This is a genomic window from Flavobacterium sp. N502540, assembly GCF_025947365.1.
GTDB lineage: Bacteria > Bacteroidota > Bacteroidia > Flavobacteriales > Flavobacteriaceae > Flavobacterium.
Window position 1 is genome coordinate 2,391,635 of the sequence record NZ_CP110012.1, and the last position, 26,308, is coordinate 2,417,942.

General features: G+C 39.6%; 11 protein-coding genes. All 11 read left to right on the plus strand.

The features are described 5' to 3' along the window. The first annotated feature begins 5 nt into the window (after nt 1–5). Nucleotides 6–1,808, plus strand: a complete 1,803-nt coding sequence (locus OLM58_RS10445) for a cbb3-type cytochrome c oxidase subunit I (RefSeq protein WP_017498159.1) — start codon at nt 6–8, stop codon at nt 1,806–1,808. A gap of 532 nt (nt 1,809–2,340) precedes the next feature. Further along, the gene (mprF, locus tag OLM58_RS10450) at nt 2,341–4,968 is read left to right on the plus strand and encodes a bifunctional lysylphosphatidylglycerol flippase/synthetase MprF (protein WP_264532229.1); all 2,628 of its coding nucleotides are present in this window, start codon (nt 2,341–2,343) and stop codon (nt 4,966–4,968) included. A gap of 8 nt (nt 4,969–4,976) precedes the next feature. After that, nucleotides 4,977–5,639 carry a DUF998 domain-containing protein gene (locus OLM58_RS10455; RefSeq protein WP_264532230.1) on the plus strand — a complete coding sequence of 221 codons (663 nt, stop codon included), beginning with the start codon at nt 4,977–4,979 and terminating at the stop codon, nt 5,637–5,639. A gap of 28 nt (nt 5,640–5,667) precedes the next feature. Beyond that, entirely contained in the window at nt 5,668–7,098 is a 1,431-nt protein-coding gene (locus OLM58_RS10460) for an AcvB/VirJ family lysyl-phosphatidylglycerol hydrolase (protein WP_264532231.1), read from the plus strand. A gap of 155 nt (nt 7,099–7,253) precedes the next feature. Then, nucleotides 7,254–8,090 carry an alpha/beta fold hydrolase gene (locus tag OLM58_RS10465; protein ID WP_249967005.1) on the plus strand — a complete coding sequence of 279 codons (837 nt, stop codon included), beginning with the start codon at nt 7,254–7,256 and terminating at the stop codon, nt 8,088–8,090. Between the two features lies 1 nt (nt 8,091). Continuing rightward, entirely contained in the window at nt 8,092–8,586 is a 495-nt protein-coding gene (locus OLM58_RS10470; RefSeq protein ID WP_264532232.1) for an RNA polymerase sigma factor, read from the plus strand. Continuing rightward, nucleotides 8,573–9,142, plus strand: a complete 570-nt coding sequence (locus OLM58_RS10475) for a hypothetical protein (protein ID WP_264532233.1) — start codon at nt 8,573–8,575, stop codon at nt 9,140–9,142. Before OLM58_RS10470 ends, OLM58_RS10475 begins: the two co-directional genes overlap by 14 nt. 215 nt (nt 9,143–9,357) lie before the next feature. Then, the gene (ruvB, locus tag OLM58_RS10480; RefSeq protein WP_017498167.1) at nt 9,358–10,380 is read left to right on the plus strand and encodes a Holliday junction branch migration DNA helicase RuvB; all 1,023 of its coding nucleotides are present in this window, start codon (nt 9,358–9,360) and stop codon (nt 10,378–10,380) included. Nucleotides 10,381–10,391: 11 nt separating this feature from the next. Beyond that, the gene (locus tag OLM58_RS10485) at nt 10,392–11,738 is read left to right on the plus strand and encodes a cytochrome P450 (protein ID WP_264532234.1); all 1,347 of its coding nucleotides are present in this window, start codon (nt 10,392–10,394) and stop codon (nt 11,736–11,738) included. Further along, a complete protein-coding gene (queG, locus tag OLM58_RS10490; protein WP_017498169.1) occupies nt 11,735–12,661 on the plus strand; it encodes a tRNA epoxyqueuosine(34) reductase QueG in 927 nt (308 codons plus the stop codon). Before OLM58_RS10485 ends, queG begins: the two co-directional genes overlap by 4 nt. Nucleotides 12,662–12,931: 270 nt before the next feature. Then, complete coding sequence (locus tag OLM58_RS10495; protein ID WP_264532235.1) at nt 12,932–25,897, plus strand: PKD domain-containing protein; 12,966 nt, start codon at nt 12,932–12,934, stop codon at nt 25,895–25,897. Nucleotides 25,898–26,308 lie beyond the last annotated feature (411 nt).

Sequence of the window (26,308 nt, forward strand, 5' to 3'; positions counted from 1 at the left end):
CATATATGTCAGCAGAAGCGCACGGTCACGATCACGGACACGATCACGAGCACGAACATCATCATAAAGACACGTTCATTACTAAATATATCTTTAGTATTGATCACAAAATGATTGCTAAGCAATACTTACTTACAGGTATTGTAATGGGAGTAATTGGTATTGCAATGTCGTTGCTTTTCAGAATGCAATTGGCTTGGCCAGAAGAGTCTTTTAAAATTTTTAATGTTTTATTAGGAGATAAATTTGCACCTGATGGTGTAATGGCAAATGATATTTATCTGGCTTTGGTTACCATTCACGGTACCATCATGGTATTCTTTGTACTGACGGCCGGTTTGAGCGGAACCTTTAGTAACTTATTGATTCCACTTCAAATTGGAGCGCGAGATATGGCTTCCGGATTTATGAATATGATTTCATACTGGTTGTTCTTCTTATCTGCTGTAGTAATGTTATGTTCCTTATTTGTTGAAGCTGGACCTGCATCTGCAGGTTGGACAATTTACCCTCCATTAAGTGCTTTACCACAAGCAATCCCAGGTTCTGGAACAGGTATGACTTTATGGTTAGTTTCAATGGCTATCTTTATTGCATCTTCTTTGATGGGATCTTTGAACTACATTGTAACGGTTATCAACCTTAGAACAAAAGGAATGTCTATGACAAGACTTCCATTGACAATCTGGACATTTTTTGTAACAGCTATTATTGGTGTTATTTCGTTCCCTGTACTATTGTCAGCTGCTTTATTATTGATCTTTGACAGAAGTTTTGGTACTTCATTCTTCTTATCTGATATCTATATTGCCGGAGAAGTTTTACACTACCAAGGTGGTTCTCCTGTATTGTTCGAACACTTATTCTGGTTTTTAGGACACCCTGAGGTTTACATCGTAATCTTACCAGCAATGGGTCTTGTTTCTGAAATTATGGCTACAAACTCTCGTAAACCAATCTTTGGTTACAGAGCGATGATTATGTCAGTTCTTGCAATTGCATTCTTATCTACAATTGTTTGGGGTCACCATATGTTTATTTCAGGTATGAATCCTTTCTTAGGATCTGTATTTACTTTCACAACTTTATTGATTGCAATTCCATCTGCTGTAAAAGCGTTCAACTGGATCACAACTTTATGGAAAGGTAACTTACAATTCAATCCTGCAATGTTATTCTCTATCGGAATGGTTTCTACTTTCATCACTGGAGGTTTAACAGGAATCATTTTAGGAGACAGTACTTTAGATATTAACGTTCACGATACTTACTTCGTAATTGCTCACTTTCACTTAGTAATGGGTATCTCTGCACTTTACGGAATGTTTGCTGGTATTTACCACTGGTTCCCTAAAATGTACGGTAGAATGTTGAATAAAAACTTAGGTTACATTCACTTTTGGGTAACGGCAGTTTGTGCTTATGGAGTATTCTTCCCAATGCACTTTATTGGATTAGCTGGTTTACCAAGACGTTATTATACAAACACAAACTTCCCATTATTTGATGATTTGCAAAATGTGAATGTTTTAATTACAACATTCGCTCTTGTAGGAGGTGCGTTCCAATTAGTATTCTTATACAATTTCTTCGTTAGTATTTTCTACGGTAAGAAAGCTGTTCAGAATCCATGGAAATCAACAACATTAGAGTGGACTACTCCTGTAGAACATATCCACGGTAACTGGCCAGGTGAAATTCCTCACGTATACCGTTGGCCGTATGACTACAGTAACCCAAATCACGATGTAGATTTTGTACCACAAAATGTACCGATGAAAGAAGGTGAAGAAGTTTTACACCACTAAAAATACTTTAAAAGACTGTCTGCAAAGACAGTCTTTTTTGTTTTTATAAACTGCGCGTTTAGAATGTGAATCGGATTATTTCATTTGCATAGGAAAACATTTGAATCCGGATTTCAATTGTGACAGGAGCACTATTGAAATCCGGATTTGCTTTGAAGGGCTATGGCAAAAGCCTGATCGCAAAGAAAAGTATGCGGCATATTTTGTGTGAGATTCTCTATGAGTGTTATTTTTTTATCAGAATTTGTTGGAGTTGAAAAGTGCTTTTGCCCATTCAGGGTAATTCTACACCTTAATCTAAATTATAGCGCTTCGCACTATGCCCGAGCTTTTCAGGCTTTTAGCCTTTTTCTCGCCAACTTTTGTTCTTGATCTAAAAAAGGTAATTAGATGTAGTCATAATTACCCTTAGTTTGGTATAGTTTGTAAAAGTGAGAAAAATAGCAAACTAAATAATTGACAGATAGATAATTATTGTATATTTATATAGAAACAGGTTTCATTTTTCATAAGTAAATTATTCGCTGGTAATATGAAGACACAAGTGATTTCCAATACAATTTTTAGTTTTTTTAAAGACAGAAAGGGAGTCTCTTTTTTACGTGAGAATGATAAAATTATCAGACAGTTTGTATTTACTATTTTTTTTATCGGAATTGGAATCTGGTTTATCAAACACGAACGTTCGGAATTAGTTGAAGTTAATACTGTAATTACCAATGCCAGCTTTTTTTGGGTTTCGTGCGGAATTGCTCTTGCTTTCTTGTATGTATCTCTTCAGGCGTTAATGTATTTTGCCTCTTTTAAAGCTGTTCAAAGCGGGATATCTTTTAAACAGGCCATTATTTTATTTCTCAAACGAAATTTTGTAAGCGTTTTTTTGCCGGCGGGTGGAATTTCTTCTTTAGCTTTTTTTACAAAATCCATTGAAAAGAGCGGTGTAAAACCAACTCAAATTCATTTTGCTTCTGTAGTTTATGGTTTTGTCGGGATACTCTCGGTTATTATTGTGGCAATACCGGCGTTAATCTACTCTTTATTGGAGGGAACTGCGGGATCTGGTGAAGGATATGCCTTGGGAGCGGTTGTGATCTTGGCTCTATTTCTTTTTCTGATTTATGATTCGATATTAAAAAAAGGGGCTCTGTACCGTCTCATTATAAAACTTCTTCCTTCTGCAGTTGTCTTTTTGGATGATTTACAGCAAAACAGAATCTTAAAAAAGAAATTTCTGCAAGTTGTTTTTTATTCCGTGCTCATCGAGTTTGCCGGAATAGCACATTTGTATATTGCGATGATCGCTTTGGGATTTGAGCCGTCATTGCCTGCCGCTGTAATAGGGTATATTGTTTCGGTTATTTTTTTAATCGTTTCTCCGTTTCTGCGGGGGTTAGGAGCTATAGAAATCTCAATGAGTTTTATATTAATACAATTCGGGTTTGATAATGTTAGTGCTATCGCCATCACTTTTTTGTATCGTTTCTTCGAATTTTGGATTCCATTAGTTGCAGGGGCATTCCTCTTTTTGTTTAATGCGAATACCTTATTGATGCGGGTTGTGCCTTCGTTTTTACTTTTTGTCCTTGGGTTAATAAACATAGTGTCTGTATTAACTCCGGCTATTTCAGAACGATTGCACATCCTGAGAAACATTATTCCCGTCTCGGCTATTAAAGCATCAAATGATTTTGTGATAACCGCGGGTTTATTCATGTTGGTAAATGCGACATTTATGCTCAAAGGTTTGCGAAATGCGTGGTGGTCTGCCATTTTCTTAAGTGGTATTTCTGTGATCGGACACCTCACAAAGGCAATTGATTATGAAGAAGCGGTAATCGCTCTGATTGTTTTTATCAGTTTGATTATTACCAGAAAAGAATATTATATCAAGAGCAATGCGCACCTGCAGAGTATCGGATTAAAAACAGTTTTAATCACTATGGCAGCTGTTTTAATATACAGCATTCTGGGATTCTACTTTTTGGATAAGAAACATTTTGGCATCGATTTTCACTGGCAGCAATCTATTAGATATGGGCTCCAAAATTATTTTTTGGTGGGGAGCTCTGATTTGGTTCCCCTCGACAGATTTGCAAGGCGCTTTTTACTTTCCATCAACATTAGTGGTTTTTTATCCATAGGCTTTTTGATCTTTGCCTTAATCCGTCCCTATACCATAAAAAAGGAAGCAGTAGAAGATGATTTTTTATCTGCTAATGATCTTCTGAATCAGTATGGAACTTCTGCTTTAGATTATTTTAAAACGTATGACGATAAAAATATTTTTATAGCTAAAAGTAAAAAGTCTTTTTTAGCTTATCGTGTGGGGGATAGTTTTGCGGTGGTTTTAGAAAACCCCGTGGCAGCATCGGAGGATGAATTTAAACAGTGCATTATCGAGTTTGACGAGTATTGTTACGAGAATGGCTTGCGAAGTATTTATTATCGTGTTCCCGAAGAAAATTTAGAACTCTTTGTCTCACTGCACAAAAAGAATTTGTTTATAGGGCAGGAAGCTGTTGTGGATTTATCGGTATTTACGATGGAAGGAGGTGCTAAAAAATCATTGCGTAATGCGATAAGCAAAGTCAAAGAAAAGGGTTTTAAGACTACCATTCATACCGCACCGGTTAAGGATGGATTACTGCAAAAAGTTAAAGCGGTAAGTGATGAATGGCTTGCGGGTACCGGAAGAACTGAAATCATTTTTTCGCAAGGTAAATTTGATTGGGAAGAACTCAAACAGCAAACCATCATAACAGTGGAAAATGCTGAAGAGAAAATTGTGGCTTTTTTAAATGTGATTCCGGATTATGCTAAAGGAGAAGGAACATACGATTTGATTCGGAAAACCAATGATGCGCCAAATGGCATCATCGATTTTATCCTTTTAGAACTTTTTGCTTATTTGAAAACTCAGGGCTGTACCTCAGTCAATTTAGGATTAGCTGCGATGAGTGGAATTGAAGAACCGGACACTTTTTCGGAAAAGTCAATGAAGTTTGCGTATGAAAGAATTAAGTATTTTTCACATTATAAAGGATTGCGTGATTTTAAAGAAAAATTTTCCCCGGTTTGGTATAATAAATACTTAGTGTATACACATGATTATGATTTGCTACAGGCCCCGTTAGTTTTAAATAAAGTTGTAAAACCATAATTAAGAAGATGAAGGCCGGGAAAACAGTACCGTTCAATTGGGTTAGAGTCTCAGCAGTAATCTGTATAATTACCTGTATTTCTGATTTTGTAGTACTGTTTGTCTTAGGAAGGTGTTATCAGGAGTATAGTCAGCTGCAGAACACCATTAGTTCTTTGGGAGCAACTATTAGTCCGGTATCCAAATTAATTTCTGCCTGGTGGATTTTAATTGGAATCGTATTTATTTTTTTTGGAGTCCTTTTCAGAAAAGCCTTTGATAAAGACGGGCGATATGTAAAAGTTGCTTCTTTGTTGATTATGATGTATGGATTAGGAGAAGGGATAGGCTCCGGTTTGTTTAAAGCGGATATCATAAACGGTAAAAGGACTTTCTCTTTTCTTTTACATGATATTGCAGGAGGTGTCGGAATTATTGCTGCAGTATTGTTGCCTTTAGTAATGTGCAGAGTGATTTCAAAAGGAAACAATCCCGGGTTTTACCGTTTTTCATGGATCATTTTTATCATTGGCGGTATTACACTGTTGTGCTTTGGGATTCGTTTTCCTTCTGAGGCAGGTGATTTTATTGCTTTATGCAAAGGATTATGGCAAAGGCTTTTTCTGCTGAATCTGTATGTTTATTTTATTGCAATTTCGGTCATAATGTATAATAGGAAAACTATAATTTAAGATTTCGTAATGTTAAAAAACAATCAAGATGAACAAAGTCGTAACACTTCTTCTGTCGGTTTTTATTTTTGGGACTAATGTTTATGCCGTAACAACAGATACTTTAAGGGTTGGAGCATTTGGAAAAATTATGATATACAAGCCTGGTACAGCACCAACAGCAGTTGTTTTGTTCGTTTCGGGTGATGGTGGATGGAACAGCGGTGTGGTCGATATGGCTAAAAATATTGCCGACCAGGGAGCTGTGGTTGCGGGGATTGATATTCAGCATTATTTTAAGGAAATCAAAAAAGAAAAATCTAAATGTTATTATCCTGCCGGAGACTTTGAAGAGCTTAGTCTGCTGCTGCAAAAAAAGATAAAGATGAAGCAATATCTAAAGCCAATATTGGCCGGATATTCTTCGGGTGCAACCCTAATCTATGGTATGCTGGCTCAGGCTCCCGCGAATACTTTTGGCGGAGCCATCGCTTTAGGTTTTTGTCCCGATATAGAAACTGACAGGACTTTATGTGACGGTTCCGGACTGACTTCACATGTTTTGAAAGAAGGAAAAGCTTATTTTCTGGAAAAAACCGAAAAATTATCGGCTCCTTTTATCGTCTTGCAAGGAATCACCGATCAGGTTTGTAATTATGCTGACACTAAAAAATACATGGAAGGCATGAAGCAGGGAAAACTAATAACACTGCCCAAAGTGGGACATGGTTTTTCGGTTACTAAAAACTGGCTGCCACAATTTACAGCTGCCTTCAGGGAGATTTTGAATACCCCAAATTATAGTCAGCAGAAATCAGAACAAAATCTTTTGCTTCAAGAACAGCACCTTGCACCTTTGCCTTTTGAAATGCCTTTAATTTTAATTCCGACAAAAAGTAAAAATGAATCTTTGCCTGTCGCTTTTTTAATTTCAGGTGATGGAGGATGGACCAGTTTTGATCAATCTGTCGGGGAAACTTTGGCAGAGAAAGGAATTGCCGTAATAGGATTGGATTCGCAGAAATATTTTTGGAACGCAAAAACTCCTGTCGAGACTTCGAATGCAATAGTCAAAGCGGTTGAACATTATTTACAGCAATGGAATCGAAAAACATTCCTACTTGCCGGTTATTCATTTGGTGCTTCTGTAATTCCGTTTGTAGCAGGTAATTTTCCGGAATCCCTGAAAGAAAAATTAAAAGGATTGTATTTGCTGTCTCCGGATGCAAAAGCCGATTTTGAAATTCATATTGCAGACATGCTGAGTATGGAAAGTTCGAAGGACACTTTTGATGTGATTTCCGAAATAAAAAAAATCAAGTCCTACAATCCAATTTGTTTTTTTGGAGATGAAGAAGACGCCGCAACCCGCAATCGTTTTTCAGAAGCCGGAATCAAAACTATTGCTTTGCCCGGGTCACATCACTACAACAATGACTATAATAAAATAGCTGAGAGTATTCTGAAAGAGATTAAATAACTAAAATAGCTGCGTTATTCCGTTTTTTTACGCAACAAAAACACGCGTGAAGTACCGCAGATTATGGGTTTATAATTTATTTTGAAAAAAAGTATTTTTTGAGGTAACAAATAGTATGGCACTGCATCAAAAGAGAAACTTTAAAAAATAACATTATGAAAACTAAATCAATTTTACTGATCGCATTGATGCTTCTTATTTCAAAATCTGTTTTTTCGCAAACCGCTTTTAAGGTCGACGTAAAAGGAAAAGGAGCACCTGTTTTATTATTTCCGGGTTTTGGCTGTACTGGAGAAGTGTGGAACGAAACCGTAGCTGAACTTTCTAAAAATTACGAATGCCACATTTTTACTTTTGCAGGGTTTGGAAATGTTCCTCCAATTGAAGGCCCTTGGTTGTCTACAATAAAAAATCAGGTTGTCTCTTATGTAAAGACCAAAAAACTAAAGAAAGCCACATTAATGGGGCACAGTTTAGGAGGAACTCTAAGTTTGTGGCTGGCAGCCGAAGAAACCAATTTGTTCAAAAAAGTAATCCTTGTGGACGCTTTACCTGCAAGTGCAGCTTTAATGATTCCGAACTACAAAGGAGAAGTCATTCCTTATGACAATCCGCAAAGCAAAATGATGCTGGGAATGGACCAAAAGGCTTTCAATGCGATGAATTCTCAGGCAACATCTTATATGTGTCTCAACAAAGAAAAGCAAAAAACAATCAACGAATGGATGAGTGTGGCCGACAGGAAAACCTATGTATACGGTTATATCGATATGCTTAATTTAGATTTGCGCAAAGAAATTGCCAAAATTAAAATCCCGGTAGTAATTTTAGCGGCCACAAATCCCGATCTTGCTACCGTACAAAATACTTATAAAGCGCAATATGAAAATCTGCCATCCGTTAAAATTTATTATGCAGCAAATTCAGCACATTTTGTAATGTACGATCAACCGGAGTGGTTCATGGAAAAAGTAAAATCAGAAATACGTTAAGGTGAATAAAAAAGAACAATTTAACGAGATCTATAACAAACATTATAATAAAGTGTTTCGTTTGTGCAAAGGTTATTTTTGTGGAGATATTGCATTGGCTTCTGATGCAGTTCAGGAAGTTTTCATCAAGGTTTGGGAGCATTTAGATACCTTTCGGAATGAATCGAGCATCAGCACGTGGATTTACAGGATCACCGTTAATACCTGTCTTCTTTATTTACGAAAATCATCTGTGAGAAAAGAAGTCAGAACTGATATACTGCCTAAGGTTGCTTCGGAAACTTATTCGGATGAAAAAGAAGAACAGCTTCAGCAAATGTATCAGTGCATACAAAAGCTCGAAGAAACCAATAAAATGATCATTCTGATGATCTTAGATGGTATCGAATATCCGGAAATATCAGAAGTAATCGGAATCACTGAAGAAGCACTTCGGGTTAGAATTCATCGAATTAAAAAAAGTTTAATGCAATGTGTACAAAATGAAAACATTTGAAGATTTACAAAACATTTGGGATCAGCAAGCAGCATCCAATATAAAACCAGCCGCCAATGATGTCATTGAAAAGGCAGAAGCACATACTAAAAAAATAAAGCGCAATCATCTTTGGACCAGAATAATTCTGAGTCTGACGGCAATCATACTCATCGCCTATTACATTTGGGTGGGAGCCTACAAACAAACGGTATTCAGTTTCGGATTGGGAATTATGATTACCATGCTGGTGGTTCGTATCGCTCTGGAGTGGAGGAGCGCAAGAAAATTTGAGAATTTAAAAACAGATGTTCCCTTAATCGAATACAGTAAGCAGGCTCAACGGTTTTATCAATGGAGAAAAAAAATACATTACATTTTTACGCCCATAATTTATCTGACTTATATTGTCGGATTTACCTTGCTTTTGCCCGTTTTTAAAGAAAATTTCTCCAAAGGGTTTTATCTCTATATCCTTGTCAGCGGATTTGGTTTTTTACTGTTTTTTGGAGTAATGCTGGTAAGAATCATTAAGAGGGAAGTAAAGCTCTTAGACTTCTTAAAAAACATTTCCTAAAAAGAGTATCGCAATTCAAATGGCGGATAACGAAGGGTTGTTCCGCCATTACCCCGCAAAGGAATGATTTAGAACTTGAAACCTGAAACCTGAAACCTGAAACCTGAAACTTGAAACTCGAAACTCGAAACCTGAAACTCGAAACCTGAAACTTGAAACTTGGAATTTGAAATAGAACTGTTTTACAAACTAATTTCTTTGTCTATCTTTGTAAAATGAATGAAAACTTAGATCCCACTACAAAAGGGTACAATCCGGAAGAATTAGATCTTGAAAAAAGATTGCGTCCACTGTCATTTGATGATTTTGCAGGACAAGATCAGGTTTTAGAGAACCTAAAGATTTTCGTTGCTGCCGCTAATCAGCGTGGTGAAGCACTTGATCACGCTCTTTTTCACGGACCTCCGGGATTGGGTAAAACTACTTTGGCGAACATTCTGGCCAATGAGCTTGAAGTGGGGATCAAAATTACTTCAGGTCCTGTTTTGGACAAACCGGGAGATTTGGCAGGTTTATTGACCAATCTTGACGAAAGAGACGTTTTATTCATTGATGAGATTCACCGTTTGAGTCCTATTGTCGAAGAGTATTTGTACTCGGCTATGGAGGATTTCAAAATCGATATTATGATTGAATCCGGACCAAATGCCAGAACGGTACAAATCAATCTGAATCCTTTTACGCTGATAGGAGCTACAACGCGTTCCGGATTGTTGACAGCTCCGATGAGAGCTCGTTTTGGAATCTCATCCCGTTTACAATACTACACCACTGAACTTTTGACCACGATTGTTGAAAGAAGTTCTTCTATACTTAAAATGCCAATTTCATTGGATGCCGCTATCGAAATAGCCGGCAGAAGCCGTGGAACACCTCGTATTGCCAATGCATTATTGCGAAGAGTTCGCGATTTTGCACAAATAAAAGGAAATGGAACCATCGACATCGAAATTGCACGTTATGCCTTAAAAGCATTAAATGTAGACGCGCATGGATTGGATGAAATGGATAATAAAATTTTACTGACCATTATTAATAAATTCAAAGGTGGCCCCGTAGGACTTTCGACTTTGGCAACTGCTGTATCAGAAAGCAGTGAAACCATTGAAGAAGTTTACGAACCCTTTTTGATTCAGGAAGGTTTTATTATGCGTACACCACGTGGACGTGAGGTTACGGATAAGGCCTATAAACATTTAGGAAAAATAAACACCAACATTCAGGGCGGATTGTTTTAATCCTGTTAAGCATGTCTGAAAATAAAAAATACAAGTACCCGAACAAGCTTTCGATCGTAAGGTTCTTTTTAGATGCCGAAGGAGTGCGCAGAAACCCTATTCCTTATCATAAAAGATATTTTGATCAGTTTGGGGATTCTTTTTCGCTTCAGATAGGACGTTCGAAACACTTGATTTTATCGCGTGATAATGAGATTGCCCAGCATATTTTACAGAAAAATCAAAGGAACTATCACAAATCTAAATTTCAGTCCGTTTATCTTTCAAAATACTTGGGAAAAGGACTTTTGACCGTTGACGGTGATTTTTGGCTGAAACAAAGACGACTCATTCAGCCCGCGTTTCATAAACAGAAAATGAATCAGCTGGTTGAGAATATGAATGAGACAATCGTTTCAGAATTAAAGGAATTGGAGGAAGAAAAGTGCATTGATCTCTTTCCGGTTATGAGTCAGCTTGCATTTAATGTAGTGGCGAAATCACTGTTTCATCTTTCGATTTCGGAAGAGAAATTAAATCGGATCAAATACATCATCGAAGAAGTTCAGAATTTTTTGATCAAAGAAATTCGGCTTCCCCATAAAGCATGGTGGTTTTCTGTGAGTGGTCAGGTGGCAAAACATTTGGAACTGGCCGAAGAGAACAACCGAATCATTCAGGAAATTATTGACGAGCGAACCACTTCGGGAGAGCCCGTAAACGATTTGCTTCAGCTGCTTTTAGAAACACGTTACGAAGATACCGGTGAAGGAATGTCGGTCAAACAACTGATCGATGAAATTAAAATTCTTTTTATTGCCGGACATGAAACCAGTGCCAATGCCTTAACTTTTACACTATACCTTTTGGGAAGAAATCCGGAGATACAGCAGAAAGTATTGGATGAAATTCTGGAAATCGAAGCACAAACAGAGAATGTAGTAGAACAATTGCAAAAGATGACCTATTTGAATGCCGTTATCAATGAAACGATGCGACTGTATCCGCCAGCCTGGATTACAGACCGGCAAAATGTTGAAGACGATACCATTGGATCGTATCATTTAAAAAAAGGAACATTAATTGGAGTTTCTTTTTATGAGTTGCATCGAAATCCTAAATACTGGGAAAACCCCGAAGAGTTTATCCCGGAGCGTTTTCTTGGAGAACAAAAGAAACACTCGATGCAATATTTTTATCCTTTCGGAGCCGGACCAAGAATGTGTATCGGAGCCGGATTTGCGATCTATGAAATGTGCCTTACTGTGGCTCATATTGTGAAAAAATATGTAATTAAATCGGAGACTGATACGGTTCAATTCAATCCGTTAATTACTTTAAAACCTGTTGGAATAGAAGTTTTATTCTCTAAAAGATGACAATCAATTCTAAAGAGACCTATTCAAAATTTATAAAAGCTGAAGCCAAGAGGCTTGGTTTTCTTTCTTGTGGAATATCCAAAGCAGGATTTCTGGAAGAGGAGGCGCCGCGTCTTGAAAAATGGTTAAACAACAACCATCATGGGCAGATGGGGTATATGGAGAACTATTTTGACAAACGTCTGGATCCTACTTTATTAGTAGATGATGCCAAGAGTGTAGTGTCGCTTTTACTAAATTATTACCCAACAGAAACCCAGACCGACGAAAGTTTTAAAATTTCGAAATATGCCTACGGTCAGGATTATCATTTTGTGATTAAAGAAAAATTAAAAGAATTTTTACACTCGATTCAGGAAAATATAGGAGAAGTATCAGGCCGCGCTTTTGTAGATTCGGCACCCGTTTTAGATCGGGCCTGGGCAGCAAAAAGCGGACTGGGCTGGATTGGTAAAAGCGGTAACCTGCTAACTCAAAAAGTAGGATCCTTTTATTTCATAGCCGAACTTATTCTGGATTTAGATTTAGAGTACGACCATGCTACAACAGATCATTGCGGATCATGTACCGCCTGTATTGATGCCTGTCCCACACAGGCAATAGTGGCTCCTCACGTAGTCGACGGCAGTAAATGTATTTCGTATTACACGATCGAACTCAAAGAAAACATACCTCATGAAATGAAGGGAAAGTTTGATGAATGGATGTTTGGCTGTGATACCTGTCAGGATGTTTGTCCGTGGAATCGGTTCTCAAAGCCGCATTCCGAACCTTTATTCAATCCTAATCCGGAACTACTTTCCTTTTCTAAAAAGGATTGGATCGAAATTACCGAGGAAACTTTTCGGTTAGTTTTTAAAAATTCCCCTATCAAAAGAACCAAATTTGATGGCTTAAAACGCAATATTCTCTTTCTTGAATAAAACTAAAAACAGGATGTAGTTTGTCTTGTTTTTTTGGTTTTTTAATGATTTTAGGAGCTCTAATTTAATTTTTTCATACAAATAAAATCTTTCGACAAGTGTAATTTGCTGATAATCAGTTAGTTGTGTTTTTTAATTGCTTTTGCTTTGTAACTGCTTAATAATCAGTGTATTTATTGACTTGATAAGCTTTTTTTTATTAAATTTGTGTTAAGCCGCCCCAACGTTTTTACTGTTATTTCTTTGTTTTTAATTCAAAAATTTAAATTTATGAAATTAAATTACTCTGATAAATTACATAAAGGACTAAATAAAACGCTTTTCTTTTTTTTATTTGTACTTCCCGTTTATACTTTTTCGCAGAATTGTACTGTAAATGCAAATGCAGACAGAACAATTTGTCCGGGTGGAGCAACATCTTTACCACCAGATCAGTTTTATTTACTGGGGACAGCCAATACGGCACCGGGGACTAATTTTATGGATGCTCCGAAATGGAGTCAGATAGGAGGACCAGCGTTACAAATCGATGATCCGAATGCATTGCAGACCTTAATTAAGGGAGCGGTTCCCGGAAATAGTTATACTTTTAGATTAACGGCTAAATGTGGTGACGATTCAACCATATTTGATGATGTTGTGGTGACGGTTTCGCCACTTACAAATGCAAATGCAGGGTCGGATCAAACCTATTGTCAGGGGACATATCCACTTAACGGAAACGCAGTAGGAGGAACAGAAACAGGAACCTGGAGTATTGTAGGAAATAATAGTGCCGGAGTTACAATTAACAATCCAAATTCTCCCACTAGTACTATTACCGTTTCCGGAAATAGCTCCGGTTCGACTACGCTAAGATGGACCATAACAAATGCATCCTGTACTTCAACGGATGATGTAGTTATTTCAAGCTTGGGCGGAAGAATGCCTGTTACTGCAGGATCTGACATCACGCTTTCAAACTGTTATTCTGCTACTCAGACCGTTACTCTTAATGGGAGTTTTGGCGGAAATACACCGGGACAGCAGCAAGGTACCTGGACAGTTGTTTCAGGACCAAGTATTCCAACTTTTACGAATGCCAATCAAAACAATACAACCGTAACAGGCCTGCTTGAAGGCACCTATGTTTTTAGATGGACTGTTGCCGGAACCTGTGCCAATGGAGTGGATGAAGTAACGGTAGTAGTTCCGCCGCCAACAGCCGATGTTACTAATGTTAGTGGTTCTACAGCTTTTTTTTGTGACGGACGAACCTCAACAATCCTTCAGGGAACAATACCAAGATACGTAAATGAAAGTGTGCAGTGGACACAAACCGGAGGCCCAACAGCAGTAATTCAAAATCCGACTTCTCCGGCCACAGCAGTATCAGGAATGACCACATTAGGAACCTATACTTTTTTGTACACCCTGACGAACAGCGTAACAAATTGTGTGACGACGGCTAATTATGTGGTAGTCTTAGAAGATATAATATCCATTTCAGGAGGTCCGGATCAGGTTCTGGGCTGTAATGATTCTGAAGCTATAATTCCGGTAACTTTTACAGGTAATGGGCAAATGAGCTGGCAGATCGTATCAGGACCAAGTATCAACCCCATTCTGAATCCGCCCTATCCTTCGTTCCCGACATCTCCGGTGAATTTTTCAGGAAACAGTCTTACAATTAGTCAATTGACTTTTTCAGGAACTTACGTTGTTCGGTTAATTAAGGCGCCAAATCAGGGGAGTCAGTGCGAAACCGTTTATGATAATGTGACATTGGTGGTATCTGCAACTCCTACCACCTCGAGTGCGGGAACGATGCAGATAGTACCTTGTAATTCAACTTCCGGAACATTGGCGGGAAATCTGGTCGTTCGGGGGAAAGGAAAATGGTCACAGATTTCAGGGCCCAGTACTGTCACCTTTTCTGATGTCAATAGCCCCACTACAACAGTATCTCCCTTAATTAACGGGGCATATAAATTTAGATGGACCATTTCCGGTGGAGAAGCCTGTGAAGTATCTCAAAGTACTTCTGAGGTTTTGGTATCCAGTGTCGCCCCTACAGATGCTAATGCGGGACCTGATCAGGCTGTTTGTTTCGGTGCAAAAGTTCAATTACAGGGAAATGCCATACAGAACAGCGAAAATGGTACCTGGACAGTTTCTCCCAGTGCCGGTGTCATTATTAGCGATCCGGGTGATCCAAATACCAAAGTAAGCGGATTGGCTGCCAATACAACTTATACTTTTACCTGGACTATTGCAAACGGCTGCGGTACGTCGGCAGATACAGTTGATGTTGTTACCAATGGTACAGAAGGAGCGGATGCCGATGCAGGAGCTGCTCAATGTTTTCCGACAGGTACCAGCACGATTACCTTAAACGGAAATGATCCTACTCCCGGAACTGGTCTTTGGACTCAGACAGCGGGAACATCGGTAACCATTACAAATCCAACGCAATATAATACTACGGTAACAGGATTAAGTGACGGAGATTATACTTTCAAGTGGACCGTTAGTAATGTGGGCTGTGCTGATGGCGAAGATAGTGTAGGTATAACTATAGCACCCGATATTACTGTAGCTCAGGCAGGTCCTGGTCAAAGACTATGTGCCAATAATACAACAGTAACGGGAAATGCACCAGCTTCCGGAGAAAGCGGCCTATGGGAATTGGTTAGTGGAGGAGACGGACCTGTTATTACAAATCCGACTAGTCCCACTACTACAATCACGGGACTAACTCCAGGTTCATGGGTGTTCAAATGGACCATTTCACGAGGATTCTGTGCGAGTACATCAGATACCGTACAGCTTAATGTTGACGAAGGTCCTTCACCGGCAATCGCAGGAGCAGATCAAACGGTTTGTAATCAAAATTCGGTTACTCTCGGAGCAACTCCTCCGGTGATTGGCAATGGAATATGGTCGTTGGTCAGCGGACCAAATTCACCTGTATTTTCAGATGCAAGAGCTGCCAATTCAACTTTATCCGGACTTATAACGGGAGAATATATTTTAGAATGGAGCACTTCTACAGGAATAAATTGTCCGACAAATCAAGATCAGATGACTGTAAAAGTAACGGAAGTTGCTGCTGCGGGGTCTGATTATGCCACCTGCTTAGAGGGACCATTATATTTAACGGGTAATCCCAACAGTACAGGAACCTGGTCCTATGTTTCCGGAGGAGCAGGAGCGCCAATCATTACAACAACCAGTAACAATAGCGCAGCGGTAACCAATTTAATACCGGGTGTTTACGTGTTTCGATATACTATTGCGGCACAAGGCCTTTGTCCTGAAACGTCAGATGATATTCAGGTAACGGTAAACGGTCAGATTACAACACCTCCAAATGCGGGGCCTAATCAGGAATTTTGCGATGTAGGTGCAGGGGGATTTCAGCTGGCAGCTTCGACACCTGATCCCGGAACAACAGGAAAATGGACGGTATTATTCGGCCCGGGAACAGGATCTTTTGTAAATGATACCGATCCTAATACGATGTTTATAAATCCGGGTTATGGCTTTTATGTGTTTAACTGGACGGTTAGTTCAGGAACCTGTAGTGAGTCGGATCAAATTAGGATTGAGAATTCAGAACCGCCTTCACCGGCAATTGCGGGTGGTGATCAAAGTATTTGCGGATCTGTGACAGATTTAACGGCAATTCCACCACTGGCAGGAGTGGGAAAATGGGCTCAGGTTTCCGGACCAACTACAGCGGTATTTAGTTCAGATATTATGCCTACTACAACGGTTAGCAATCTGACACAAACAGGAGGGGTATATATTTTTAGCTGGACCGTTAGCAATGGAGCACTTTGTCCGTCTACAACAGATTCGGTTCAAATTACGGTGACTGCAGATTTAACAGTTCCTAATGCCGGACCTGATCAGACGATTTGTGAATCTGATAGTGCAACTTTAGCTGCCAATGTCATTACTGTTGGAATGGGACAATGGTCAAAAACCAGTGGACCGGCAGGAGTTTTTTCTGATGCTTCGAGTCCGACTTCTACATTTACACCAAGTACTTCGGGAACTTATGTTTTGAGATGGACGGCCACAAATCTGAGCTGTCAATTTTTTGATGAGATGACTTTAACGGTTAACCCTCTGCCATCCACTTCAAATGCAGGAACTCCAATTAGTATCTGTGAATTTCAAACACTTACTCTGGCAGCAAATACACCAATAATTGGAACGGGTTTATGGACACAAGTTTCAGGGCCGGTAACAGTAGGTTTTACAGATGCCACTTCGCCAACAACAACTGTTCTGGGAACACAGGCAGGTAATTATGTTTTTAGATGGACGATTACAAGTGGAGTTTGTGCATCAAGTTCCAGTACTGTTTCGGTAACCGTAAATGCATTGCCGCCTTTAGCAAATGCAGGAGCCGATCAGACGATTTGTAATACGGGAACCGCAACCTTAAATGGAAACAATCCGATAACGGGAACAGGTGTCTGGACTTTTGTAACGAATCCCGGAGGTACGGCAGTAATCACCAATGCCAATGCTTTTAATACTACGGTAACGAATATATCAGTAGGGACAACTCGATTAAAATGGACAATTAGTAATGGTTCTTGTAATTCGTATGCAGATGAAGTCAATATAATACGACCTTCTGACTTAGCCCTTGCGGCATTAACAAGTGACACTACCATTTGCGAGGGAGGTACCACAACTTTTACGGCTAGCCCAACCGGAAGCATAACTCCTTATACCTATCAATGGCAAACTTCTGCCAATGGCGTAACGGGCTGGGCCAATATTTCAGGACAAACGAATGCTTCTTTTTCCACTAATAATGCTTTAACAAGTGGAGATTATTATTATCGAGTAATTGTTTCGAGTACTTGTACACAGGTTACGAGTAATGTGGCAAAGCTCACGATTATTGCAGACCCTGTTGTCTCCATTCAGCCCATAGGAAGTACAATTTGTTCAGGGAACACCCATACGATGACGGTCACTGCGACAACTACCAATACAGCTGCAGGAACGATTGCGTATCAATGGCAAAGTTCGGTGAATGGAACTTCGGGCTGGACTAATGTTTCAGGAGGAAGCGGAGCCAATACTGCAACTTATACTACAGCAGCCTTAACATCGAATTTGTATTTTAGAGCACAAATTACACAATCGGGAAGTGGCTGTGAAACCTTCTCAAATGCGGCATTGGTTAATGTTGCACGAATTACAACACAACCGGCCACTCCGGCAGCTATTTGCGTAGGCGGAATTGTAAGCATTACTATTGCTGCAACTTTAGACGGAGGAGCAGGAGCATTAAGTTATCAATGGCAAAGTAATTCAGGTGCAGGTTTTGTAAATGAAACCAATGGGACGGCAACAACCGCTAATTTTACGTCTGATGCTTTAAATGTTACCACTCAGTTCAGATGTCTGATAACTTCATCAACAACCAATTGTGTATTGACTTCAAATACGGTTACAGCCACTGTAGTCGCTGATCCTGCCATATCAGTTCCGCCAACAGGAGGAATTGTCTGCTCAGGCGGAGCATTTACCTTATCGGTTACAGGAACAGGCGGAACTCCATCTTTAAATTATCAATGGTACAGCAGTTCGGATAATATAAGTTTTGCGCAAATATCCGGTGCGACTTCCAGTACTTATACCACTCCGGCATTAACACAGGATACTTATTATCGTGTAGATGTTTCGGCTACCGGAAACGGTTGTGGTCTGGTATCTTCCAATAGTGTATTAGTAGATGTAATTCCTGATCCGGTTGTAAACCAGCAGCCTGTTGGAAATACAATCTGTTCCGGTGCGACACATACCATGACAGTTGCAGCTTCGGGAGATCCTTTGGGAGGAGCTTTGCTTTATCAATGGGAAAGATCGGCAAACGGTACAACAGGCTGGGCCAATACAACAGGAGGAAGCGGTGCCACAACAGCCTCTTACACCACCGGAGCATTAACTTCTACTTTTTATTACAGAGTCAGAGTGACACAAACGCCTAATGGCTGCGAAGTTTATTCGAATGCAGTACCGGTATTTGTGGCAACAATCACGACTCAGCCAGCCACTCCGGCAGCTATTTGCGTGGGAGGAATTGTAAGCATCAGTATTTCGGCTTCATTAAACGGAGGCACAGGATCACTTAGTTATCAATGGCAAAGTAATTCGGGTTCAGGTTTTGTGAATGAAACCAACACAACGGCAACTACAGCTAATTTTACTTCAGATGTATTGAATGCTACAACCCAATTCAGATGTTTAGTGACCTCATCGACAACCAATTGTATCTTAACCTCCAATACCGTTACGGCAACAGTGGTTCCGGATCCGTCCATTACCGTTCAGCCAGCAGGAGCGACAATTTGTTCGGGAGGAAATCATACTTTATCGGTAACAGGAGCAAATGGAACTCCGGCCTTAACTTATCAATGGTATAGCAGTACAAACAATGCTACTTTTACAGCCATAGGCGGGGCAACGGCAGCAACTTATGCAACTCCTGCTTTAACACAGACGACTTATTATAAAGTAGATGTTTCGGCCAGCGGAAGCGGATGTAATACCATTACTTCAAACGTAGCGACCGTGACCGTTTTGTCGGCCATTACAATAGTGACACAGCCGGTATTTAAAACAAACATCTGCAGTGGTTCAAACGCAACTTTAAATGTAGTAGTGGCAGGAGGTTCCGGAAATTATGCGTACCAATGGAAAAGCTCTGCTGCTTTAGCGGGTCCCTTTACTGATATTTCGGGTGCAAATTCGGCATCTTATACGACTCCAAACTTAACAGTGACTACTTTTTATCAGGTAGCCATTTCTGATCCTACTCAGGGATGTATACCAATTTTATCGAGTATTGCCTCAGTAATTATTCCAAGTATTACGACTCAGCCTGTTAATCCGAATACCGTTTGTGTGGGAGGAACAGTATTGATGTCAACAGCGGCTTCTGCTAACAATGGGTCGGCTTCGTTTACCTATCAATGGCAGCGTTCTCCTGACGGGGTTAATGGCTGGGCTGATATTACCGGAGAGATCAGGGCGCAAAATCCGAATTATTTGACAGGACCGCTTTCTGTTACAACTTATTATCGTTGTGTAATCACTTCGTCAAATCCAAACTGTACTCTTATTACCAATGTTGTAGTAGCAAATGTTATTCCGGATCCAACGATAGCAGTACAGCCTGTGGGAGGAAACATTTGTGAAGGAGGTGTATTTACAATGACATCCAGTGCACAAAATGGTTCCGGAAACTTTACCTATCAGTGGCAAAAATCCTTGGATGGAACAACAGGGTGGGCAAACGTAACGGATGGTTCGGGAGCTAATACAACAACTTATACGACCGGTTTTGTAAATGCAGATGCGTATTACAGATTGCATGTGACGGATTCTGGTGTTGGATGTGGAACAATAAATTCTAATCCGGCGAAAGTAGATGTTTTTGAGATTCCAATAATTACTACACAACCAAAAGATGGGGAAGCCTGTATTAATGAGACTCATACTTTCACCGTTGTGGCAACAGGAAATATTTCCGGAAGCCCAATATTGTATCAATGGCAAAGTGCTGCTGCTCTGGCAGGGCCTTATACAGACGTAACAGCTGGAGTTGGCGGTACAACAGCTTCTTATACAACACCGGCTTATGCTACAGCAGGAAACCGATATTTCAGAGTGAACATTTCTCAGGCAGAGTCCGGTTGCCGTACCCTTTCCAATCAGGTAACTTTAAAGGTTTTTGATTTGCCTGCGGCCCCGGTTGGTTCAGTAACAGAACAGCCTTCCTGTACCAGTGCTACAGGTACCATTAATATCACGAATCCGGATTTGGGTACGGGATATGAGTACAGCAGTAATGGAACAACCTTTCAGGCTAGCAACGTTTTTGCAGGTTTGCCTTCCGGAAATGTAACCATTTATGTCAGACGTGTAGGGCTGAATACTTGTATCTCATCCGGAACGACCTTTACTATTTCTAACAGAATTTGTGCAGTTTCAGAAAATTTTGCCTCCATATCAGGAGATACAGGAGGTAATACCGGAGCACAAACGATTTTAGACAGTGATACCCTAAACGGGGTCATTTTGAACCCTTCGTCAGTAAATGTTACGATCAACTCTATTTCCAGTTTCTTAACCTTTAATCCTGCGAACAATACTATTTCTGTAGCACCGGGAACTCCTCCGGGAGATTATACCTTAACTTATACGATATGTGAAATTGTAAATCCGGGAACTCCATCAGATCCTGCGAATTTTAAAAATTGTTCGACAGCAACAGAATCCATTAGTGTAACTACTGCGGGAATTGATGCCCGAATCGATATAGTGAAATATCTGGTAAACGGATACACAGGAGCTAACAATGTCATTAATGCTTTAACCAATGACAGACTGGCCAGTGCACAGGCAACCTTGTCTAATGTAACCCTTTCGGTAGTAAATCCGGCACAGCCTATTAATTCGGCCATAACAACCGTTCCGTATCTGGATATCACCACCGGAAATGTAAATGTACCGCCGGGGACCGTTAAAGGACTGTATGAAATTGAATATAGGATTTGCGAAATCGGAGCGCCTACCAATTGTGATACCGCAAGTATTCTGGTTCCGGTTGGAAATGCCGAAATTATTGCAAATGATGATCGAATAGAAAACATAAATGGCTATGTAGGACAGCTGAATGCTGGGAATGCCCTGACCAATGACACCTTAAACGGAGTACCGATAACAGGAGCAAATTTTGATGAAATAACAATTTCTCAAAATATTGCGGCGACACCTTTGTACCCTGGAGCTAATGTTCCGGTTTTTAGTGCGGCCACAGGAAGCATCAGCATTCCCGAAGGAACTCCGGCCGATACCTATTATATAACCTATACGATTTGTGAAAAATTAAACCCGACAAATTGTGCAAACGGAAGCATTGCCATTGTGGTAGATGCCGCTCCGATAATTGCAAATGACGATCAGGTCAATAATATCAATGGTTATGAAGGTGGGGTAGATGTCATTAATGTGTACACCAATGCAGCCGGAGCTGATACTTTTAACGGTCAGATTATTAATATCAATTTGGCAGATGTATTGACTCCGTCAGTGCTAACTCCGGCACAGCCTAAAACTCCGGGAGCTCCGGTTCCGGAATTGGATGTTTCGACAGGTTTTGTGACTGTTCCGTCGGGAACTCCGGCAGGTCAATATCAAATAAAGTATCAGATCTGTGAAGACCTTAATCCGGGTAATTGTGATGATGCGACTGTAATTATTAATGTAGTTGTACCAATTATTGAAGCGATTGACGATACGGTTTTAAATGTAAATGGTTATGAGGGAGCAGATGATATCATCAATATTTATGATAACGATTTACTGAACGGAGGAATGCTGGACCTTCCGGATATTACGACAACCGTTATATCAACTCCAGCCGCTATAAATGGCGGTCCGGTTCCGACACTCGACAGCGTTACCGGTTTAGTAGACGTTCCCCCGGGTACGCCAGCCGGAGAATATAAATTTGTATATAAAATCTGTGAAAATCTAAATCCAACGAATTGTGATCAGGCAGTGGTTACCATCATGGTTGTTCCGGCACCAATTGATGCTGTAGATGATGCTAATTTTGCACCAATTAATGGGTTTGTTGGAGATCCAAATGCTTTAAATGCTTTAAACAACGATACCTTAAATGGTTTGGCTGTAATTCCTTCGGAAGTAACTATTACTAATATTATACCTGCTACACCAATTAACGGAGGTTTGGTTCCGGTACTCAACGCGATAACAGGAAACGTAAGTGTACCACCAGGAACTGCAGCAGGAATTTACCTGATAGGGTATCAGCTGAATGAAAAGCTGAACTTGTCTAATAATGATTTTGCTTTTATAACTGTTGAGGTTTCGGCTCCGTTAATTGTAGCCAATGATGATACAATTGCTAATATAAACGGATATGTAACTACCAACAATGCAATTGATGTTTTATTGAATGACACCCTTAACGGAACTGCTGCTAACATCTCAAAAGTTAATATTACCGTTGATGCTGCCGCAACACCAATAAACGGAGGTCCGGTTCCGGTATTAGAACCGCTAACCGGATTTGTAAGTATTCCGGCTGGAACTCCGGCAGGGAATTATGAAATTAAATACCATATTTGCGAGAAAATAAATCCGCTGAATTGTGATAATGCTACAGTTTTCATTAATGTGACAGGAGCTCAAATAGATGCAGTGAATGATTCCGCAGCCAATATTAATGGATTTACCGGAGCAACGAATGTAGTGAATGCTTTATCAAATGATACTCTAAACGGAGCAGCGGTTATTCCTTCTCAGGTAACCATCAGTAATATAGTTCCGGCAACACCAATTAATGGCGGAGCGGTACCTGTTCTAAATCCTTCAAACGGAAATGTAAATGTACCGGCAGGAACCGCAGCAGGAACTTACACCATTCAATATCGTTTGAGAGAGAACTTAAATCCAGCCAATTTTGATACGGCAACTATAACTATTGAGGTTATAGCGCCAACTATCATCGCCAATGCAGATAATGCAGGTACGATTAATGGCTATACAGGCGGAACGAACATCATAAATGCCATTACAAATGACAGATTGAACGGTTCGGATATTCAATTGGTTAACATTGATATTACTTCCATAAGTGGAATAACTCCGACAGGATATATCTCAGGAAACCCGGTTCCGGTATTGAATACTGTTACAGGAAATGTCGATGTACCGGCAGGAACTTCAGCAGGAGTTTATGTCATTCATTATCGTATTTGCGAAAAATTAAATCCGTTAAATTGCAGTGAGGCAGATATCACCATAAATGTTATTGCCCCAATTATTGATGCTAATAATGATTTTGCCAATGCTATTAACGGATATGTTGGTGCAAACAATGTGGTAAATGCTCTAACCAATGATAGCCTTAACGGAGTAACAGCACAAGCCACTCTGATTAATATCAGTGTTTTGAGTACTACGCCACCACCAACATCAACAAACGGAATTGTTCCCGTATTGAATACCGCTACAGGAAATGTCGATGTACCGCCAGGAACCTCTGCAGGGACTTATTTCATCCAATATCAAATTTGTGAAAAACTAAATCCGACGAATTGTGATCAGGCAACGATTATCATAATTGTAAACGCACCTCCGATAGTTGCGGAAGATGATACCATCACAAACGCAAATGGCTTATCAGGAATAAATAATGTACTGAATGCTTTTACAAACAATGATACGTACAACGGAGTTCTTCTAACAGATGTGAGTTTAATTAACCCAACAATTATCAGTGGGGCAACTTCTATAAATGGCGGACTGGTTCCTACCTTAGATCTGGCGACTGGTTTTGTTAGCATTCCGGCAGGTACACCGGTGGGAACTTATCAGATTAGATATAGAATCTGCGACAAATTAAACCCAACGAATTGTGATGATGCCATTATTACTATTGTAGTAGCCGTTCCGACAATTGTTGCGAATGATGATGCCGCTGACAATATTAATGGATTAACCGGAGCAAGTAATGTTTTAAATGCGTACGCCAACGATACTTTAAACGGAACAACAATTCTGCAGACTAATATTAATAGTACGCTTATTACTGCGGCAAACTCCATAAACGGAGCAGCAGTTCCTGTTTTAAATATTCTTACCGGTGCTGTAGATGTTCCTGCGGGTACGGCTGCGGGAGTATATTCTATTGTATATAAAATTTGTGACAAATTAAATCCGTCAAATTGCGATGAAGCAGTTATCAAAATAACGGTAGCACAACCTTCCATTCAATTGCTTAAACAAGGTGTTTTCGTTGATTCCAATGGTGATGGGTATGCACAGCCGGGAGAGCAGATTCGTTATTCCTTCGTTATTACCAATACCGGAACTTTAGATTTAAATAATGTGGTAGTAACCGATCCAAAAGCAAACATTACAGGCACACCAATCGCAGTATTGGGAGTTGGGCAATCCAATACAACAAGTTATAAAGGAACCTATGTGCTGACTCAGGCAGATATTAATCTGGGGTATGTCGAAAATCAGGCTTTGGTTACAGCGCAGCCGTCTAGCGGATCAGCCATTCAGGATTTGTCAGACAGTAATGATCTTACCTTAATTGGACCTAATGATCCTACGATTACTCCTGTACCACAACATAAAGAATTGACCTTGATAAAAGGAGGAGTATTAACAGGCAATGGCGGAGTAGGTTCGATCATCAATTACAGTTTTAAAGTTAAGAATACCGGAAATGTAGTACTCACCAATTTGGTTGTAACAGATCCGATGTTAACAGCGACAACCATTGCTGTTTCCCCTAATGTACTGGCACCGGGTGCAACAGGAACGGCCACAGCATCCTATACCGTAAATATTGCAGACGTTGCCAAAGGGGTAGTAATCAATTCGGCACTTGCAATTGGAGATGACCCTCAGGGAAATCCGGTTACCGATATCTCTGATAGCGATGATCCTACTTTAACCGGTGATGATGATCCAACAGTTGTTAATTTAAGTCTTAAACCTTCTATTGCACTTATAAAAACGGCTACTTTTAATGATGAAAATAAAAATGGATATGCTGAGGTAGGGGAAACGGTTACGTATCGCTTTAGCATAACCAATACGGGAAATATTATACTTGTAAATGTTGTAGTTAAAGATCCTAAACCAGGCGTAACTATTACCGGTGATCCGGTGATTTTAAAACAAGGAGAGACAAATTCTAATAACTTTGTTGGAACCTATGTTTTAACAGCTGCTGATCTCGAGGCCGGAGCTGTCGTAAATCAGGCTGAGGTGAGTGCTGTCAGCCCGGACGGACAAATTGCAAAAGACTTGTCTGACGGAAACTCGATTTTAGGAGACAATCCTACCGTACTGCCAATAGACGCTTGTAAAATTACAGTTCACAATGCATTTTCACCTAATGGTGACGGGATGAATGAAGTTTTCAAAATCGATGGGGTCGAATGTTATCCTGATGTATATGTAGAAATTTATGACCGTTGGGGAGTTCTGGTTTATGATGCTCATGGTTATAATAATACCTCCGTAGTCTTTACAGGAATTTCAGAAGGAAGGGCAACGCTCAATAAACAAAAAGGATTACCGGTTGGTACTTATTTTTACGTGATTACGTATAAAACGTATTTAAATGAGCCGATAAGTTTAATGGGGTATTTATATTTTTCAAGATAATGTAAAATATTGTTTTTCAGATAATTAAATAAAAAAAGCGCAACATTGTTGCGCTTTTTTTATTGATTTTTTGTCACTATATTCTTTAAAACAGTAATATATGTACAATATACCTGCCAATTTTTACCACTTCGTTATCAAATAGTCATTTTTTTTGTAGTCAAAAGTGTATTATGGTCGATTGAAAAACGTCATTCATCGTTAATCTGGGTAGTTTATCGAAAAATATAGCTGATAGCCAGTTGATTGCATATTTTCGCGGCTCCAAAAACTACTAATTTAACCGAAAGACATTTTGTGTCTTGAACCTATATACCTATGGTCCAAACGCTGCCCTTTTTTGATAAAGCTTTTAAAAAGCACTTTTTAAGACTTCAAAAAACCATTTCCATTATTTTATCGTATCTGTTT

What these genes read in the sequence shown, in the direction of transcription:
- OLM58_RS10465 (WP_249967005.1), top strand. Translation starts at nt 7,254, where the DNA reads ATGAAAACTAAATCAATTTTACTGATCGCATTGATGCTTCTTATTTCA.
- OLM58_RS10455 (WP_264532230.1), top strand. Translation starts at nt 4,977, where the DNA reads ATGAAGGCCGGGAAAACAGTACCGTTCAATTGGGTTAGAGTCTCAGCA.
- OLM58_RS10475 (WP_264532233.1), top strand. Translation starts at nt 8,573, where the DNA reads ATGAAAACATTTGAAGATTTACAAAACATTTGGGATCAGCAAGCAGCA.
- queG (WP_017498169.1), top strand. Translation starts at nt 11,735, where the DNA reads ATGACAATCAATTCTAAAGAGACCTATTCAAAATTTATAAAAGCTGAA.
- ruvB (WP_017498167.1), top strand. Translation starts at nt 9,358, where the DNA reads ATGAATGAAAACTTAGATCCCACTACAAAAGGGTACAATCCGGAAGAA.
- mprF (WP_264532229.1), top strand. Translation starts at nt 2,341, where the DNA reads ATGAAGACACAAGTGATTTCCAATACAATTTTTAGTTTTTTTAAAGAC.
- OLM58_RS10495 (WP_264532235.1), top strand. Translation starts at nt 12,932, where the DNA reads ATGAAATTAAATTACTCTGATAAATTACATAAAGGACTAAATAAAACG.
- OLM58_RS10445 (WP_017498159.1), top strand. Translation starts at nt 6, where the DNA reads ATGTCAGCAGAAGCGCACGGTCACGATCACGGACACGATCACGAGCAC.
- OLM58_RS10460 (WP_264532231.1), top strand. Translation starts at nt 5,668, where the DNA reads ATGAACAAAGTCGTAACACTTCTTCTGTCGGTTTTTATTTTTGGGACT.
- OLM58_RS10485 (WP_264532234.1), top strand. Translation starts at nt 10,392, where the DNA reads ATGTCTGAAAATAAAAAATACAAGTACCCGAACAAGCTTTCGATCGTA.